This window comes from Ureibacillus sinduriensis BLB-1 = JCM 15800, from assembly GCF_000772955.1.
Lineage (GTDB): Bacteria > Bacillota > Bacilli > Bacillales_A > Planococcaceae > Ureibacillus > Ureibacillus sinduriensis.
The window spans coordinates 121,177-137,377 of the sequence record NZ_JPVO01000047.1 but is presented as its reverse complement, the minus strand read 5'-3'; the positions used below and the strand labels follow the sequence as shown (position 1 = coordinate 137,377).

Sequence of the window (16,201 nt, the reverse complement as noted above, 5' to 3'; positions counted from 1 at the left end):
TCCCATTATGTGCAAAGATTGAATAATCCAATTCAATTGCTTCTGTGGTTATTCTTCACCCAACATTATTGAACCCCTTTTTCAAACACTCTACTACGTCGATCACCTTTAGCTTCAAACATTTAATTATTTGATTTTATGAATAAATAGCGTAAAAATGATGCCAATAACAACCCAATAGCACATAATATATAGTTTATAATTGTTGCGAGTTCATAAATATTTGAAACAATTGCACATACAATAAAGTAAATTATTACAATAAATATCCCTAAGCTTTTATTCATTTTCATCATTTATACACCTTCAATATTTATATATTTAGGTTGCTATTTTAAAATTATTTGTATTTCTGTATATTCAACATTTAAAATTTATTAAAGATTGGTTTGAAGCTTTTGTATTAATCGCTCTATCCCGGTAACCATTTTTATATACTTTATATTTAATTTCTTCTGAGCATAATAACTTATCTCCGTAGACTAGTTGAAAGGTCCAAGTCCCTTCTACTAAAAAATCTGAAACTCTCATTCCAGCATAATATACTCTCCTACCATCTACTTTATTTTCATTTAATAACTCCGAACTCATATGAAAAATATTGCCCATAGGGTCTAGGATTTGTAATATAACAAGAGAATCGGTAATTACTCCTTCTATATTCGCTCTAAAACAAATTGCATTGTCTAGATTACTAAAGATACTTTTTTTATCATAAATTTTATAGTTTTCTTTTATAAAATCTGAACCAGTTTCAGTTGAAGAAATATTTAACATTTTTGCAATTCGTTCTTTAACTGTTATTCCAACTGAAAATATTTCTCCTTCAAATGTAGTGTATTCAATTGAGTTTGGATCACAAATCCAAAACGAATCATTTACGATAAAACCATAATAACAAATATTATCAAAACTTTGATCATCAATATACCATACTAGTCCGTCTTTACTTTGACATACAATTGATTTTTTTAGGTGATTTTTATCAAAGTAAGCTAATAATAAAGAATCTAGCTTGATATTACTTGAAAAGATTTTCCTCATATATTCCCCTTTAATTACAATATAATTAAAAATAGAAGAGGCAATTAAAAGGTCCTCTACTATTTATGGCATTATTAAATACTTAAAAAGCTGATCTGCCTATTTCGAACCTTTTTTTATAACGTCATTATAAATGTTTGAAACAGATCTAGCGCCAAATTCTGCTAATAATCCAGCTCCAGCCCCTTTTACAGCTGCTTTTGCTCCGCTTTTGACAAGTGCTGCGCCTGCTCCTCCACCAACTGCATAAGGTTCCTTAGCATTTCCATATACGGTTTGCTGAGCTGCTTTGTTTATTGCTTTTCCATAATCCACAAAAGTGTTTCCTACCGCTTTAGCAGCCTTATCTAATGCTTTTCCAGCCTTAGTATTACCAAGGCTTTCACCCCAACTTTTACCAAGGTTATAAGCATCCGAACGTACATTTGTAGCCATATTAAGAAATCCTCCTTAAAATTATTTATATATAAGTTCTATCAAGGTATCTTTAAAGTAGAAAAGCTAAATAGTCAGAGAGTTTTGCTGTTTGTAGCTACTTACTTAAGATGGGATAGAATATATATCCATTTATATAAATATATTCCATTCTAACCCATTATTTATTTACTAACAATATAATTATTAATTGAAGTATATATCTTAGGGATATAAAATTTATCCAAATAAAACACTTTATACGCATAAGATCTTTGAAATATTTTAAAACACATCCTTTGTCATTTCTAAAGGTTGAAAGGTACGATTAAAATTCGCAACTTTTCAATAGTTGTTTTCATAATACGGAATGATTGTAAAATTAGAAAAAGTCTATATCTGATACAGTAACTTTTATAAAACATTATGATAAATGGCCAAACTTTAAATTAAATTATCGAATACCGAACTTCGGTTTAATCAATCGTTCTATTGTATAAAATACATATTACTCTTCTACATTCCCACCTCACAAACCCAACGAGGAAACACCACCGTCTCCTTCATCAATTCACGGAACGTTCTCGTAATCTTTCTGTCCGGAAAATATAGTCCTTTGTCGATCATTTGGTTATACGCGGAGATGAGGTGGTTTTCCCAGCAGCCGTAGAGTTGATGATGGAGTTCCCTTGCGTCCCAAGCGTTGCTTGCGAAGTAGAAGACGTAGTTGGTGGGGTTTCGCTTGATGGCATAGAGTTTGATCGTCCGCATTCCGAGTTTGTCGGCTGTGTGCATGTCCCTGATTTTGTCCTGTTCTTCCCGGGTTAGGGTCATTTCATAAAGTTTTGCGGCGGGGTCTTGCATTTCGACTTTGCCCTTTCTTGTTGCGAAGTAGATGAGGTGGGCTGTGTAGGGTTCGTCATAGCGTATGGCGTCTTGGAATAGGCTTTGGATTGTTTGATGATTCGCCTTCATTTTGTTTTACTCTTTGAGTCTGCCGGTCATTTTGGAGTAGTTGACGCTGACGATCCCGGTTGGGCCGTTGCGATTTTTTGCGACATTGAGTTCGAGCTTGTCTTTTGCCGGATCGGTGTTTGTCCCTCCCACCGTTGTTGCTTGCCCCTCCACAGATTGTGCCGATTGATTGTAGTAGGCGGCCCGGTATAACAAAATGATGACATCGGCATCCTGTTCGATATTGCCGGAGTCGCGGAGGTCACTCATCACAGGACGCTTGTTTTGGCGGGATTCCACGCCCCGATTAAGTTGAGAAAGGCACACTACCGGACAGTCAAATTCCTTGGCCATTTGTTTCAGTTCCCAACTGATTTGCCCGATGATGGCCGTTTGGTTGCCCCCTTTTGTTGCTGCATTGGAGTGGATGATTTGCAGGTAATCAATGAAGACAATCGGCTTTTGCTTAGGGTTGTTTTTAATGAGCTTCCTGACTTGCGCCCGCATTTGACTGACCGTCAGTCCCGCACGGTCATCGATTTGCAGATTGGCTTTACTTAATTCCGTCAACACCGGAATCCATTGTTCCTTTTGCTTTTCAGAAAAGTATTGATACGGGTCACGCATTTTTAGTCGGCTAATTTTTCCGCTTGCTGCAATGAGCCGGTCGAGCAGCATGGCTTTGTTCATTTCCAGTGAGAAGATAATCGGCAGGCAGCCCGCATGTCCCGCTGTTAACGCAAAATAGTTCATGACATCGGTTTTCCCCATGGAGGGCCTTCCCGCAATAATGGTTAGTTCCCCTTGCCGAAAGCCTACAATGAGCTTTTCCAGTTCTTTCAAATCCGTCCGCACCACCCTTTCATCTTCTTTGGGGAGGTAGGGCCGCTCTGCCATTTTCACGAGGTCATCCTTCACATCCGTCTCCACCGAAAGAGTGTCCGTTTGCAAGGCATCCAGTTCTTTTTGGATTGTTTCGATGGGCCAATTTTGAAGGCTAGCAAGGTTGAGGATTTGTTGTTTTTGCTTTTCCTGCCATTCTTTCTTGAACATTTCCAGGTAGGCATCGAATTTTTCCTCATCGGCAAAAGTTTGCAAACCGGCTAAATAATTGGCACCACCTACTTCATCCGGCTCCCTCATTGTGAGAATTGTAATATAATCGACAGGTTGATTGTTTCGGGCCAGATGCTGCATTGCCAGGTAAATCGAGCGATGAATCTGTGACTGAAACATATTTGGCTGGATGACTTCGTCAAGAATCAAATACTCTTCTTTCAGCATCGTCCCAAGCAAACTTCTTTCCAGCAAATCTATGCTTAGATCTGTGGTCATACAATGAACTCCCCCTTAAGACAAACTTCTTTAATCGTCTTCCCCAGCCTCATAATCCAGTACGATTGACTGCATCCGGGTATTTGTTTTTTGTGGTTTTGTATAGGTGGATTCATTGAGATAGTTTTCAAAGTTCGTTGCGTTGAAGAGTGTGCTTGGCCTTAAATAATGATTCATCTCTGGGTTTTCAACCCATTGTTCCACCTTTTTATCAATGACTGTTTGGAAATCTTGGAGTGTAAAGCCCTCCCTTAAACGTCCGTTGATGAGACGTATCGTTGCTTTGTTATTGGCTCGAAAATTCTTATTTGTTTTTTCGTTTAAATATTGAATCACTTCAAAAGCAAAAGAAATATTTTTCTCTTTTCTTTCTTCTTTTTTAAAGTCTTTTAGATCTGATGCGGCCACTTCGTGCCCCAGCTCCCCCACACGTTGTGCGGCAGGTTGCTGACAGTCCTGTTCTTCTAGCAGGACAACTTGGCTTCCAAGGACAACTTGAAGCACATCGTAATCAATACGATACCATTTCGTCTTGTTGATTTTCATCTCGTTGTAGTGTTGGGTGGACACAATAATCCCTAGGTTTTCAAGCCCCAAAAAAATCCTGCTGATGGTTCTCTCGGACCAAAATGGGAACTGCTGATGCCATTTGGCATACGTATGGTGATACCAAGTATGGCCCCCATAACGTAGAGGTGAGTGTGATAATCTAAAGTGCAACTGCTGCAACACAATCGCTTCATTTAGCCCAAGTTTGACGGCCAAGGTCGGCAATATTTGCAATGCTGGTTCATTGATTAGGAGATTCACTTTAGAACAACTCCTTTGCCAGCAAGATTAAAAGCTGCCGCTTTGCCAAGAGGTCTTCCGTTTCCCTGTGTACCTGGGTTGCCTGTTTCATTTTTTCCGACTTGTTGAAAACAAAGTAGATGAACTGGCAATAGGATTGCCAGGCAAGCTGTGTATCCATCAACGCCGCATGCTCATACAAGCCGCAATCCGTCCAGAGGAACGAAATTTTATGATTGGTACTCACTAAATCTGGATGGTCACTTGCTGATTCCTCGACTCGGCCATCCACTAAATGAAAATGTTGGCCCTCTTTAAATCGCTCTTTATTTTGGAGGTAGACTCTTGTAATCTCGCTCATCGGTCGGCAATACATCCTCGCCAGTTCCCGCGTTTCCACAACCGCATCCCCATTGTATTCCATAATGTTCAACTGTCATCTCTCCTTTTAATAAGTGATTAACTTGTCTTCACTTATATAAATATCTATACAAGGACAAAAAAGAGACATCTTGTAGCGAAAAAGTTGTTGAGGACTTTTAAGGGGTTTAGGCACGAAGTTTTGAAGTCTTTTAACACAAAAAAACCGGAAGATTTCCCTCCGGCTTTTTCAATCGATTAAACCTCTATTGCTTCGGGTGGGTGACTGGCGATTAGTTCCCTCCCCTTGTCTTTATACATCGCTGTATCGGCTTCCTTGATCAGCGTTTCCAGGTCTGCTCGCGATGTTTTGGTTGTGTAGGAGCTGCCGATGCTTGCCGATATATGAATCATTTCATTATTTAGCATGATGGGCTGTTCCAATGCCAACAAAATTCGCTCCGATAGATTTTCCAGGATGTCCTTTTCGATATTGGATAGCAAAATGACAAATTCATCCCCGCCCAACCGGCAAAGCAAATCGGACTCCCTCAGTGCCCCATCCAGCCTTCGGACAACGACTTCCAACAACTGATCGCCCACTTCATGGCCATAAGTATCATTAATGATTTTGAACCCGTTCATATCGAGGAATAACAGAGCGATTGAATGAACTTTTGAGTTTTTTAGTTCATCAAACTTTCCTTTGAGCAACAATCGATTCGCCGCGCCGGTCAAAGGATCGAGATAGGCTAAATCCTGGAGCTTGGCATTGACACCATTTATTTTGTAAATAAACATCAACAAAAAGGCGGTCTTAGATATGCCAAACAACACGAGATAGACAAAGTCGGCACTTGCCACATTCGGAAAAATTTCATTGTGCAAGTAAAAGAACGCATAACACGTCAGGATGATTGATGCGATTCCGGCCATTATCACCACACGTGCATGTTGGTAAATGGCACTTAGCGGAAGGGCAAGCCACATGAATAGATAGTTTACTAAGTACGGAGAATCGTTTAGCAGGAAATAAAAATAGAGATACATGCAAGTTACCAACCCATACATCGTTATCTCCGGATTTACTTTTTTGTAAATCAGAAAAACCAAGATGGCACCAAATAGTATAAATAGAAAGGCTGGAGGAAAAACACTTACGAATCCTTCAATGAAAATATTGATCATTACTTGTATGAGGTAGAAAATGCTGATTAATATGAATAAAGTTTTGTTTCGACGATGCATTGATTCATTCCCAATCATGGCTGACCTTCCTGTTCTTATAGTAATGGGCTGTCGTTATGCAGCTCCACTTTAGTAGGCATAATTTTCCTTTTTATTATTATACCTCATGAAACACCCTTTCGCGCATGCAATTGTGTTTTGCGAGTTGGATCTCTTGCTTTTGGCTTAAGCGACATGAAGAAACCTGCGTTGAGAACGTTTTCAACACAGGTCTTTATTTTATGATTTGTATTCTTCCAATTGATATGTCACTTTCAACCCATCTTGGCTATTTCTAAAAGATAAGAGCATCGTGTCATTTGTCGGTTGTTCAATCTTCATATTTGCTGGATTGTTAATGATCGGCCGTAATCTTTTTCTCGCTAAATTCAAGGCACTGTCGAAGTTATCTACATTTAGTTTTAGTTCAATTAGTTGAATCGGGACAAAAAACGGCTTTTCCACTTTACCTAGCAATCTTTCACTTTTATTATCTATCAGTTTTGCGATGTACATAGAACAATCCCTCCTTTTGCTGTTCCCCCTGTAGTTTATTTATTCTCGTGAATTCAAAAGTTAAACCCATTTAATAGAACGCTCAACACCGGGTGGAAGTTCAGTGATTAATTTCCTATTTTTTGATTTACGAAAATTGATTCACCCAACCGGGGAGCACCACATAAATTATGGTGATTAAATAGGCGGTGTCCACTGGGGGGATTAGTCGGTTTTGATTCCCCTTCAGATGGGACACAGAGGAAAGGGATGGGTATGGTAAATTTTCAATCTTTTCGCGGCACGGTTACGGAAATAAGGGATTTTATGATTGGCCAAAACGGGGAGGACGCAGGTTGTTATAAATTGATGACCGTCGAAGATATGCAAGGCGGCATCGTGAACTTTGTCGTCTCGCCCACGACATACTTTGTTTACGCCGAGATTGTGAATCCCGGCGATATCGTGACAGGTTATTATGATGGGGATGCGCCGGCTATTATGATTTACCCACCTCAGTATCCAGCGTTGATCGTCGTGAAGGAAAACTCCTACGAGAACGTGAAGGTGGATTATTTTAACGGCCAATTGGTCAGCCGGGATGGCGAGTTAAGGTTGAATCTCGCTCCAAACACGCCAGTTTTGTTGAGGAATTGGCAGCCTTTTTCGCACAATCCGGCCAACCATAACCTCATCGTCATCTATGGTGCTTCGACAAGAAGCATCCCTGCCCAAACCACACCTTCGGAAGTCATTGTTTGGTGCTAGTTGTATAGAGTTTCATGATTCGTCTGTTGGATGTAAAAAAGCCGGTTCCTTACGGGTGAAGGAAGTCGGTTTTTAATTTATGAGTAATTAGGTTCCCCATTTTCATAAGGCTTGAGAATGCCGTAAATCGTTTCGATAACCGGAATCTGGACTTGATGTTTTTGCGCATAGCGCAGCGCCCCTCCCTGCAAGTGCTCGATTTCGATCGGCAACCCTTTCCTTAAGTCTTGATGCATGGAAGAGGTTGCCTCTTTTTTGAATCCGAGAAGCATTTTGACGATTCCTTCCATTTCATCGTCCGTTAACGGAATGCCTTCCTTCCCGGCAAGCAGAGTCATTTCCTGAACGACCTTTTTGGCGATGTTGAGAGTTGCGGGATTGCTTGCGATGAAACCTGATGGCAGCTGCATCGCCGAAGTGACACCGGAAAAGGCCGTGATGAACGCGTACTTGATCCACATCTGTTTGAGGATATGTTGTTCATTGATGAAAGTGGATTTCAGTTGACCGTGAATTTCCTCCAATTGCGCACAAATCTGGGACTGCTCGCTATGAAGGGCGCCGTATTTTAAAGTGCTGGCCGCATTTGTGTGCTCTACATGGCCTTCTTTGTTTAAAGTGGCAACGATTGTGGCCAGTCCCCCCAATACTTTTTCTTTCCCCAATGCCTCTTGCAATCTTTCCAGGTGCTCCATCCCGTTTAACAAAGGCAACACAAAAGCCCCCGTCTGTCTTGTAATTGTTTGGATTTGCGGGATGACTGCGTCAAGGTGGTACCCTTTCACAGCCAAGATGAGCAAGTCTGTTTGCCGGACTTGTTCGGGCGATGTATAGAATGACGCATTTGTACATTCAAAGTCGCCTTCCGGGCTGCTGATTTTCAATCCTTCTTTTTTCAGCTGTTCCGCGCGTTTCTCGCGCACAAAAAAGGAAACATCTTGTCCAGCCTCAAGCAATCTGCCCCCAAAATAGACGCCCAATGCCCCTGCACCGAACACCAAAATTTTCATAAAACCATCCCCCATCCCCATATAATGGATTTTTATGATATTAAATATATCATAATTGCATAGAGTGGGGTTTTAATTTTCTGACATTTCTGAAATGCATGGTGATTTTTGGATGGGGGCTATTTCTACAAATCTTCGGAAAAATTCTTGAATGTGGCGGATATAATCTTCCACGTTTCGGAAAAACTAACGGCAAAGAAAAAGATGGGATGAGGAATAATGAGCGAACATAACAACACAACGAAAGTTTTTTGCAAAAGTGAGTACGATACTTTGAAACGGGTCGTCCTTTGCCAGCCACAATATATGACGATCCGCGATGTCATTAACGACACGCAGGCGCATTTCAAGGATGAGGGCATTCATATTGAACGCGCCCTCGAGCAGCATGCGGAATTTGTGGCCACCCTTAAAAAATACGATATTGAAGTTATTTTGCTTCCCTATCATAAGAAATATCCAGAGCAAGTTTTCACGCGGGATATCGGTTTTACATTAGGCGAAACGATTTTTGTGGCGAATATGGCGACGGACGCCCGCGCTGGCGAGGAGAACGTTTTGAAGCGATGGCTGGAAGATGAGGAGATTTCTTATTTTAACTTGGTCAAGGAATATATTGAAGGCGGCGATGTCATCGTTGACCAGGATACCATCTATGTGGGGCTGAGCAGCCGGACAGATGAAAAAGCGACTTCCCATTTAAAACGGCTTCTGAATAAGTTTACCGTCGTTACGATTCCTTTCAAGGAGCAGTATCTGCACTTGGACTGTGTCTTTAATGTCGTTTCACCGGATTTGGCGCTGATTTACCCACCCGCTTTGACAAAAGAAAATATTGACGTCTTTGCATCACGCTATGAGTTAATCGAAGTTTCGGAGGAAGAGCAATTCCAGCTGGGCACCAATGTCCTCAGCATCGGCAACAAGCGCGTCATCAGCCTGCCGGTGAACGAGCATGTAAACAACGAACTTCGTAAGCGAGGCTTTGAAGTGATCGAAGTCGATATAACGGAAATCATCAAATCCGGCGGCTCCTTCCGCTGCTGCACCATGCCTTTATTGAGAGAAGGTTCTTAAAAAATAGAGATCATGCCACGCGAATTGCGAAATTGCTACAGATTTCATAAAATATATTCTATAAAACAGTCACTACTACCTAAGCTCCTTTCAATAAAAAATGGATTTGCAGTAAATAACAATCAGAATGTTATGTTAATATTCTGATTTTTTTGTTTAATCTGCTTCTAAACGGGAACCGAAGGAATGGGAAATTGAATCCAACAAGTAAGGAGGTGAATAATCGAGTGTCCAATCGCTGGTTCGCTTCTCTTCTTTTTGTGGTTGCTATTTCACTGCCTTCCCATGCCCATGCGGAAGCGGGATTAACAAATATCACAAAAACATTAACCGATACTGCTCAACAAACAGTGAATCAAAGTATTCTTTCTGATTCATCAAACGCAGATTCTGCATCGAGTGAAGATGAGCCATCAAACGAACCTAATTCGGAGTCTATTGGTAGCGGGCTTCCTTTGGTAAAGGTAGAAATCTCTGCATCTACTGATTCGCTCAAGGGCGATGTTTTAGAAACGGAAACAGATCCAGTAACTAAGGCTCCCTCTGTTAAAACGAGTGCAACCTTGGGAAATGCCAAGATGTCTGTCGATACACAGTCAATCCAGGTGAAGATCCCTGTGGCTGAGGCCAGTGTTTCTTCCGAGACTCCCTCTGTTAATGTGAGTACAGTTTTAGGGAACTCCGAGATAACTGCCGATACGCAGGACATCAAGGTGGAGACCCCTGTGGCTGTGGTTGAGGTGTCCACGAAGAACCCCTCTGTTAAGTTGAACACAACGTTGGAGGACGCTGAGGTTTCTGTCATTCCAGAAGACAACAAAGTAGAGCTTCCCCTGCTTAAGACCGGGATTTCTGCTGAGACTCCTCCAGTAAAAACTGAGTTCGCGACAGAAGTGCCGTCCGTCAAAGTTGAAACGCCATCGAGTAACGCGGATGTCTCTCTTGATCAAAAGGAAAAAATAGAACAATCAAAGAATCCTACAATCCCTATACTGCATGAGGATTGGGATAACGTTCTCCCAATTTTTCCATTCCAACAAAAGGATGGTCATCGCACCATTGAACCTGATTTCACACCAAGTAGCATAACAATGGTTACGGGACATAGGGAACAACCGACTTCCATTTTTGGAAAGCTGGGACAAGAGCAATATTCACATGATTCCACAGACAATCCAAAAAAACCTGGCACACAATCTTTCATGATTTTGGATAAGAACAATTATGTATCACCGGGGCATCAGCCTGCTTCACCACTGACATTTTATAATGGACAAGGTACTTCCTGCACCTCCCATATCGGCAGTACAAGCTTTACCGCTACAGGAATACTGTTAACCATGAATCTGTCGGAAGCAAAGCTGAACAGCAGGATGACGAAAGAGACCAAATTGTATTATGACGATTGGCTGAATGCTCCACCTACCAAACCACCGCAATCATCCTTCTTCTTACAAAATTTAAAAGATACCATCTAAAAATTTGAAAAGAAGAAGGAGAGAAAATCATGAAGAAAAAACTCTATATTCAAACATTGGCGGTTACAGGATTTACGGCTATCGGACTATTTGCAGGTGCATCACATAGCTTTGCGTTAGAAAACGAATCTTCGGCAAAGATAGGAATAAACGAAGTAATATCACTTGAAAATATCGGGGATTCCATCAACGATAAACTCTTAAAGACAACTTACTCTGATGTTGGGAATATTAATCTATCCCCAGCAAATCTGGATGTGTCGATCAATGGAAAAACAAGTATTAGCAGCACAGTAGAGGAAACAACCGGGGCAGAAAGCTCATCTGGCAATTTAAACATTACTAATGGATTATCTGCAGAAAAAACTGATGATGGCTCATCAACAGATGTATCCGGCGCTAATACGATCCAAGTTCACAAGGAAGCCTCAGCTGCTGCAGTTAACACTGGAGTTGATTTGGATATAACAAATAATGTGGACATAGAGTCTTCCTCATTGAAGCTGGATGCCGCTTCTGTGGAGCTGGAGGAGGAAATGTCTTCTTCCCGACTAGACAGTGGGCTTAGTCTCGCTGCCACGAATAGCGAGGTTGTCGATTCCACCTCATTGAATCTAGATACGAAGTTAGACGCAGCTTCAGACGTGGTGCTGGATCAGGCAGGGGTTTCTTCTTCCCAACTGGGCTCTGCACTGAATCTTGAGGCGACTAACGACGAAGTTGGCGTTTCCTCTTTATTGAATCTGGATGCTAATTCCGGCGCACTTGAACAGAGATTTGTTTCTTCTTCCCAACAGGGCACTAAATTTGAACTTGGAATAATGAGCAACGTTGACAAAAATTCATCCCTTACGCTTAATTCTGATTTAGAAGTTACTTCTGAAGAGCAAGAATAGGATGAAGTTTTTCTTATAAATTTCAGTTTTTACTAGGACTCTAAGTAAAAGGCTAATCCGATTTCTCCTGAAGTTGGCCACTTTTGGAGAAATCGGATTTTTGATTGGCAATCATCCAATTGATTAGGATGATTGCCAATTGCCCCTTACCCTACTCTTTTTTAAGAATCTTCTCATGCTGGAGCAGCCATTCTTTTCTCCATAACCCACCGGCATAACCAGTTAATTTCCCATTTGTGCCGATGATTCGATGGCACGGAATGACGATGCTCAACCTATTTTTCCCATTTGCACTTCCAACTGCTCTAATCGCTTTTTCATTCCCTATGGAAACGGCGAGATCCTTATAAGAGGCTGTATACGCGTATGGTATACCTTTCAGTGCTGTCCATACTGTTTTTTGAAAGCTTGTTCCCTCAAAGGTATAAGGGAATGTAAATTCATGGCGCGTCCCCTTAAAGTATTCATCCAGCTCCTGTACGCAAAGGTTTAAAACCAAAGGGGTATTGAGCCCAGTGGGATGCTCTTGATTCATCTTTTCAGAGAACATAATGGAACAAATCGCTTCCTCCGTTCCAATGATTTCCATCAGGTCAATTGGTGATTCGTAGTGTATTTGATGGAAGCTACTACCCATATAAAGACCTCCATAGATAGAAGGTGGCATATGCCTGCCAACCTTCCCAATTTTTTGCAAGAACTTCAATTTCCTCAAGGGTAGGTTTTCGTTCAAGTCCCAATTGTATCTTTAAAGCGTTATGAAGACCGACATCTGCAATCGGAAACGCGGACGTGAAATGTAGGCATTTCATCATTACATAATCCGCCGTCCAAGCACCTACACCCCTGATTGCTGTTAATGACTGCTTTATTTGCTGATAGTCTTTAAGATGGAGCAAATCCTCTTTTCTAATCTTTCCACTCGTCATTAATTGTGCGATCCCAATAATGTATTCTGCTTTTCTTGTTGAGAATTGGAGCATTTTTAAATCCCCAATCGAGCAATTTGCAATTGCTTTATATTCCGGGAATAACCAGTAGGTACTACCTTCAAAAGTTAAACTTTCCCCATACTCTTCAACAAAACGCTTCTTTAACGTATAGGCAAAAGCTAGGTTGATTTGTTGCCCCAGAATAGCCCAAGTTAAAGCTTCGAATAAATCGGGAATGCCAATCAGTCGTAAACCGCGATATTCATCCACAATTTTGTGCAAGATCATATTACTAGATGCCATTTCATAAAAAGGTTCTAACTCTTGACTCAAATCAAACCATTCCCATAGATAGGTTGCCGCTTTCCTTCGTGCTTCCAAAGTCGGTGCACTTGCTGGGAACTCGACCCGAATCAAGTTTGCGGCCTCCCCTATTTTCAATAAAACCAATTCATCCTTGATTTTTATTAGCTTATATAAATAGCCGTCCCTAATTTGGTGTAAATTCTCATGTTCAGACCTTCCTAAAAATACAAGACACTCTTGTAAAGTAAAATCTTGCGGTGGCGTTATCTCAATATACGAATGGTAATCGTTCCAATTCATTGCACCATCTCTTTTCTGATTTGACTTCGATATTCACTTGGAGAACAGTTTTTGAGACGGCGAAATACTTTATAAAAACTCGATGGACTTTGAAAGCCTACCTCATAGCAAATCTCAAGATTTGTTTGACCCGTATTTTTTAGTAGATAAGCAGCTTTGTCCACTCGTATTTTTTCTAGATAGGTACGAGGGGTTTCTGAAGTTTCTTTTTTAAATAGCCGCTCTAGATAAAAAGTGCTGATTCCTACATGATTTGAAATATCCCGTAATTCCAGCTTTTGTTTATATTGATTAACTAGGAAGGCAGTCACCTTTCTGACAAGTTCCGTATTTGGGGAGAGATCTGCTGCTGGTTGGCATCTTTTGCATGCCCGAAAGCCCGCACTTTCGACTTCCTGAATATCATAATAGAAATCCACATTGATTTTCTTTGGCTTTCTAGATCGACAGGATGGACGGCAATAAATTTTGGTCGTTTTCACTGCCGTAAAAAACAGTCCATCATACTTACTATCACAGTCAATGATTTTTTCCCACATTTCTTCAAAAGTAAGCTTGATACTAGCCTCCATGCACTCCGTCCTCCCCGGTTGATATCCGTATAAATTTGATGTACTCATTGTTCTCTGCAATTGCCCGGCTACTATTTTTAAAAAACTAGTAACTTGTCCGGTAGTGTGTACCAATATAATTCCACTTCCGCTTCATTCTTTTAGCTTATTACAATTCGCAAGTCGGGGTAAAGACATACACTAGGCTGCAAAATAATAAGTCATGCGTTTCCGTTAAAACCTATTTTACTAGAAAAGTTTACCTCCTTACATCCTCATTCTTGCTCTTATGGTCCCTGTTCTCCATAGCCTACCCGGACTCCTGAATTGCGCGGGAATTGTGTGAGTGCCTGGCACGCACTGAATTCTGAATTGTTTTTGAATTGTGTGGGTGCCTGGCACACACACAATTCAAGAACAATTTTGTTTGAGAGAGGCTGGTCCGGGTATCTATTAGGTGAATTCGAGTAATTCATAGGGATGTGTACAATGGATGTTTGGGCTGTCTAATCTCGTTTCTCTTGTTGTTTCTGCTTTTATCATATTGCCTATTGTAATTTTCCTTCGAGAAGTGAGTTATTTAATCGTCAGCTGGCTATTTGGGGTCGTCAATCCAAGGTTGACGATCGGCTCCGGACCCCGGATCATTAAAATAGGGATAATTGATATTCGCAAATATTACCATATCTATAGCTGGTTCTCATATGACGAGTTAAAAAACGATAGTAAGTCCGCATACATTTTCATCTATTCGAGTCCGATCCTTATCAACTTATCCCTTGCCCTTCTCATTAATTTTCTGCTCGCGAACGGCTGGGCTGAGGAATACAAGACGTTTTGGGACCGCTTTGTCTTTTATGCCTTTTACTACATTTTGTTTGATATAGTCCCCATGTTCACGATTAATGGGAAACCAAACAACGGCATGATTATTTATGAAATGATTCGCTACGGAAAACGGGTAGATTTTAATACAGAGTCCTTCCTGCCGAAGACTTCAGACATGGAGCAACAGCACAAGGAATATATGAAGAAGATTGAAGAATTAAAGAAAGAACGGGAGAAGGAAAGTGGCAAATAGATGTTCATATGAATACTTGAAACTCAAGCTTAGGCAACTAGTGAAACATGAAGCCTAAGCTTGAGTTATTTATTTGGTGAAATAACCTATGGATTTGCTCATTATGGAGCCCAATCATTTTTATTCGTATCGTCAAAAAGCCAACTCCCCATATCGAATGGAGTGTTGGCTTTGCAAAATATCTATAGGACACATGCAGAATTCAGAATTGTTCCTGAATTGTGTGTGTGCCTGGCACCCGAAACATACCTTAAAACGGATTTGTCGCGATGACGCTTGCTGTTTTTACGTAGATACGCGGGTTTAGTTTTAGTTGGTTGACGATGATTTCTGCAATGTCTTCTGGCTGCATTAGTTTGGATTCATCGTTTTCTTTGATTAAGTTCGTTTCCACGGCTAAATCAGTCGCTACCGTACTTGGAGTGAGTGCCGTTACACGGATATTGTTGCGTCGAACTTCTTGGGCCAATGATTCAGTAAAGCCGATGACGCCAAATTTCGATGCACTATAAGCACTTGAAGTTGCAGCCCCGCTTAAGCCACTCGTTGATGAAATGTTGATGATATCACCAGTTTCTTTTTCCAGCATGTGTGGTAAAACGGCACGTGTCACATAGTATGTGCCCATTAAGTTTACATCAATTATCGCTTTCCAATCTTCCGGTTCCATATCTAACACAGAACCGAATGTCGCAATACCTGCATTATTAATTAAAATGTCGGCTTTCCCTAATTCTTTAGTCAACAATGTAACCGCTACTTCCACTTGCTCTTGAGATGCAACATCCGCCATTGCATACGTAACTTTTACACCTAAAGCTTCAATTTCTGTAGCCAATTCTTTTAAACCCGCTTCAGATCGTGCAATTAAACCAAGGTTAACGCCTTCTTTTGCTAAAGCGATTGCTGTCGCTTTACCAATCCCTCTTGCTCCACCTGTGATGATTGCTACTTTCCCTTGTAATGATTGTGCCATTATATCGGCTCCCTTCCAACTTCAGATTATACTTTCGCCCCTATTATACTATTTCGCGATAATGCGGGCATGGAATTAGCTTGCAAATTGTGTGTGTGCCAGGCACTCAAACAACTCCAACACAATTCTGAATATTCATATTTGTTTGAGTGCCTGGCACGCAAAATATTCTAAAAAGTCTTGCAACTTCTCTTTGTGTACGTTACTA

The 16,201-nt window shown here is 40.9% G+C and carries 18 protein-coding genes; 5 read left to right on the top strand and 13 right to left on the bottom strand.

Annotated features, from left to right (window positions below; all coding sequences use genetic code 11):
- Positions 1 to 360: 360 nt before the first annotated feature.
- From CD33_RS07930 to CD33_RS07895, 8 genes are all read right to left on the bottom strand, one after another.
- Positions 361 to 1,044 (bottom strand): hypothetical protein, encoded by a 684-nt coding sequence (locus tag CD33_RS07930; protein ID WP_036199833.1) that lies wholly within the window; start codon positions 1,042 to 1,044, stop codon positions 361 to 363.
- 99 nt (positions 1,045 to 1,143) lie between these two features.
- Positions 1,144 to 1,479, bottom strand: coding sequence for a hypothetical protein (locus CD33_RS07925; protein ID WP_036199831.1), 336 nt, complete (start codon positions 1,477 to 1,479; stop codon positions 1,144 to 1,146).
- A 495-nt stretch (positions 1,480 to 1,974) separates the two neighbouring features.
- Positions 1,975 to 2,433 (bottom strand): hypothetical protein, encoded by a 459-nt coding sequence (locus tag CD33_RS20595; RefSeq protein WP_036199829.1) that lies wholly within the window; start codon positions 2,431 to 2,433, stop codon positions 1,975 to 1,977.
- Between the two features lie 6 nt (positions 2,434 to 2,439).
- A complete protein-coding gene (locus tag CD33_RS07915; protein WP_036199827.1) occupies positions 2,440 to 3,747 on the bottom strand; it encodes a replicative DNA helicase in 1,308 nt (435 codons plus the stop codon).
- Between the two features lie 30 nt (positions 3,748 to 3,777).
- A complete protein-coding gene (locus tag CD33_RS07910) occupies positions 3,778 to 4,557 on the bottom strand; it encodes a conserved phage C-terminal domain-containing protein (RefSeq protein WP_052130103.1) in 780 nt (259 codons plus the stop codon).
- Position 4,558: 1 nt separating this feature from the next.
- Positions 4,559 to 4,960, bottom strand: a complete 402-nt coding sequence (locus tag CD33_RS07905; protein WP_235863353.1) for an ORF6N domain-containing protein — start codon at positions 4,958 to 4,960, stop codon at positions 4,559 to 4,561.
- Positions 4,961 to 5,154: 194 nt separating this feature from the next.
- Complete coding sequence (locus CD33_RS07900; RefSeq protein WP_052130101.1) at positions 5,155 to 6,162, bottom strand: GGDEF domain-containing protein; 1,008 nt, start codon at positions 6,160 to 6,162, stop codon at positions 5,155 to 5,157.
- A 201-nt stretch (positions 6,163 to 6,363) separates the two neighbouring features.
- Positions 6,364 to 6,639, bottom strand: a complete 276-nt coding sequence (locus CD33_RS07895; protein ID WP_036199823.1) for a hypothetical protein — start codon at positions 6,637 to 6,639, stop codon at positions 6,364 to 6,366.
- A gap of 255 nt (positions 6,640 to 6,894) precedes the next feature.
- Here CD33_RS07895 and CD33_RS07890 point away from each other — a divergent pair, with 255 nt between their 5' ends.
- Positions 6,895 to 7,386 (top strand): hypothetical protein, encoded by a 492-nt coding sequence (locus CD33_RS07890; protein WP_036199939.1) that lies wholly within the window; start codon positions 6,895 to 6,897, stop codon positions 7,384 to 7,386.
- 77 nt (positions 7,387 to 7,463) lie between these two features.
- Here CD33_RS07890 and CD33_RS07885 read toward each other — a convergent pair whose 3' ends face one another.
- Positions 7,464 to 8,396 (bottom strand): ketopantoate reductase family protein, encoded by a 933-nt coding sequence (locus tag CD33_RS07885; protein WP_036199822.1) that lies wholly within the window; start codon positions 8,394 to 8,396, stop codon positions 7,464 to 7,466.
- Positions 8,397 to 8,615: 219 nt separating this feature from the next.
- Here CD33_RS07885 and CD33_RS07880 point away from each other — a divergent pair, with 219 nt between their 5' ends.
- The 3 genes from CD33_RS07880 (at position 8,616) to CD33_RS07870 (ending at position 11,847) form a co-directional block, all read left to right on the top strand.
- Complete coding sequence (locus CD33_RS07880; protein WP_036199820.1) at positions 8,616 to 9,473, top strand: dimethylarginine dimethylaminohydrolase family protein; 858 nt, start codon at positions 8,616 to 8,618, stop codon at positions 9,471 to 9,473.
- A gap of 227 nt (positions 9,474 to 9,700) precedes the next feature.
- Positions 9,701 to 10,951: a hypothetical protein gene (locus tag CD33_RS07875; protein ID WP_036199818.1), complete on the top strand. Its 1,251-nt coding sequence runs from the start codon at positions 9,701 to 9,703 to the stop codon at positions 10,949 to 10,951.
- A 29-nt stretch (positions 10,952 to 10,980) separates the two neighbouring features.
- Entirely contained in the window at positions 10,981 to 11,847 is an 867-nt protein-coding gene (locus CD33_RS07870; RefSeq protein WP_036199816.1) for a hypothetical protein, read from the top strand.
- Between the two features lie 151 nt (positions 11,848 to 11,998).
- On the opposite strand, the gene CD33_RS07865 is transcribed toward CD33_RS07870, so the two are convergent.
- Genes CD33_RS07865 through CD33_RS07855 form a run of 3 tightly spaced genes read right to left on the bottom strand, consistent with a single transcriptional unit; the run spans position 11,999 to position 13,957 of the window.
- Entirely contained in the window at positions 11,999 to 12,484 is a 486-nt protein-coding gene (locus CD33_RS07865; protein ID WP_036199813.1) for a methylated-DNA--[protein]-cysteine S-methyltransferase, read from the bottom strand.
- A complete protein-coding gene (locus CD33_RS07860) occupies positions 12,477 to 13,385 on the bottom strand; it encodes a DNA-3-methyladenine glycosylase family protein (protein ID WP_036199811.1) in 909 nt (302 codons plus the stop codon). Before CD33_RS07860 ends, CD33_RS07865 begins: the two co-directional genes overlap by 8 nt.
- Positions 13,382 to 13,957, bottom strand: coding sequence for a bifunctional transcriptional activator/DNA repair enzyme AdaA (locus tag CD33_RS07855; RefSeq protein WP_036199810.1), 576 nt, complete (start codon positions 13,955 to 13,957; stop codon positions 13,382 to 13,384). The genes CD33_RS07860 and CD33_RS07855 overlap by 4 nt, the downstream gene beginning before the upstream one ends.
- Positions 13,958 to 14,429: 472 nt before the next feature.
- Here CD33_RS07855 and CD33_RS07850 point away from each other — a divergent pair, with 472 nt between their 5' ends.
- Positions 14,430 to 15,017: a hypothetical protein gene (locus tag CD33_RS07850; protein ID WP_036199807.1), complete on the top strand. Its 588-nt coding sequence runs from the start codon at positions 14,430 to 14,432 to the stop codon at positions 15,015 to 15,017.
- A gap of 250 nt (positions 15,018 to 15,267) precedes the next feature.
- On the opposite strand, the gene CD33_RS07845 is transcribed toward CD33_RS07850, so the two are convergent.
- Complete coding sequence (locus CD33_RS07845; RefSeq protein WP_036199805.1) at positions 15,268 to 15,993, bottom strand: 3-ketoacyl-ACP reductase; 726 nt, start codon at positions 15,991 to 15,993, stop codon at positions 15,268 to 15,270.
- Positions 15,994 to 16,201: the final 208 nt, after the last annotated feature.

Coding starts and splice junctions, on each gene's coding strand:
- CD33_RS07925 (WP_036199831.1), bottom strand. CDS start 1,479: ATGGCTACAAATGTACGTTCGGATGCTTATAACCTTGGTAAAAGTTGG.
- CD33_RS07860 (WP_036199811.1), bottom strand. CDS start 13,385: ATGAATTGGAACGATTACCATTCGTATATTGAGATAACGCCACCGCAA.
- CD33_RS07870 (WP_036199816.1), top strand. CDS start 10,981: ATGAAGAAAAAACTCTATATTCAAACATTGGCGGTTACAGGATTTACG.
- CD33_RS07880 (WP_036199820.1), top strand. CDS start 8,616: ATGAGCGAACATAACAACACAACGAAAGTTTTTTGCAAAAGTGAGTAC.
- CD33_RS07865 (WP_036199813.1), bottom strand. CDS start 12,484: ATGGGTAGTAGCTTCCATCAAATACACTACGAATCACCAATTGACCTG.
- CD33_RS07900 (WP_052130101.1), bottom strand. CDS start 6,162: ATGATTGGGAATGAATCAATGCATCGTCGAAACAAAACTTTATTCATA.
- CD33_RS07855 (WP_036199810.1), bottom strand. CDS start 13,957: ATGGAGGCTAGTATCAAGCTTACTTTTGAAGAAATGTGGGAAAAAATC.
- CD33_RS07895 (WP_036199823.1), bottom strand. CDS start 6,639: ATGTACATCGCAAAACTGATAGATAATAAAAGTGAAAGATTGCTAGGT.
- CD33_RS20595 (WP_036199829.1), bottom strand. CDS start 2,433: ATGAAGGCGAATCATCAAACAATCCAAAGCCTATTCCAAGACGCCATA.
- CD33_RS07885 (WP_036199822.1), bottom strand. CDS start 8,396: ATGAAAATTTTGGTGTTCGGTGCAGGGGCATTGGGCGTCTATTTTGGG.
- CD33_RS07915 (WP_036199827.1), bottom strand. CDS start 3,747: ATGACCACAGATCTAAGCATAGATTTGCTGGAAAGAAGTTTGCTTGGG.
- CD33_RS07905 (WP_235863353.1), bottom strand. CDS start 4,960: ATGGAATACAATGGGGATGCGGTTGTGGAAACGCGGGAACTGGCGAGG.
- CD33_RS07845 (WP_036199805.1), bottom strand. CDS start 15,993: ATGGCACAATCATTACAAGGGAAAGTAGCAATCATCACAGGTGGAGCA.
- CD33_RS07890 (WP_036199939.1), top strand. CDS start 6,895: ATGGTAAATTTTCAATCTTTTCGCGGCACGGTTACGGAAATAAGGGAT.
- CD33_RS07850 (WP_036199807.1), top strand. CDS start 14,430: ATGTTTGGGCTGTCTAATCTCGTTTCTCTTGTTGTTTCTGCTTTTATC.
- CD33_RS07930 (WP_036199833.1), bottom strand. CDS start 1,044: ATGAGGAAAATCTTTTCAAGTAATATCAAGCTAGATTCTTTATTATTA.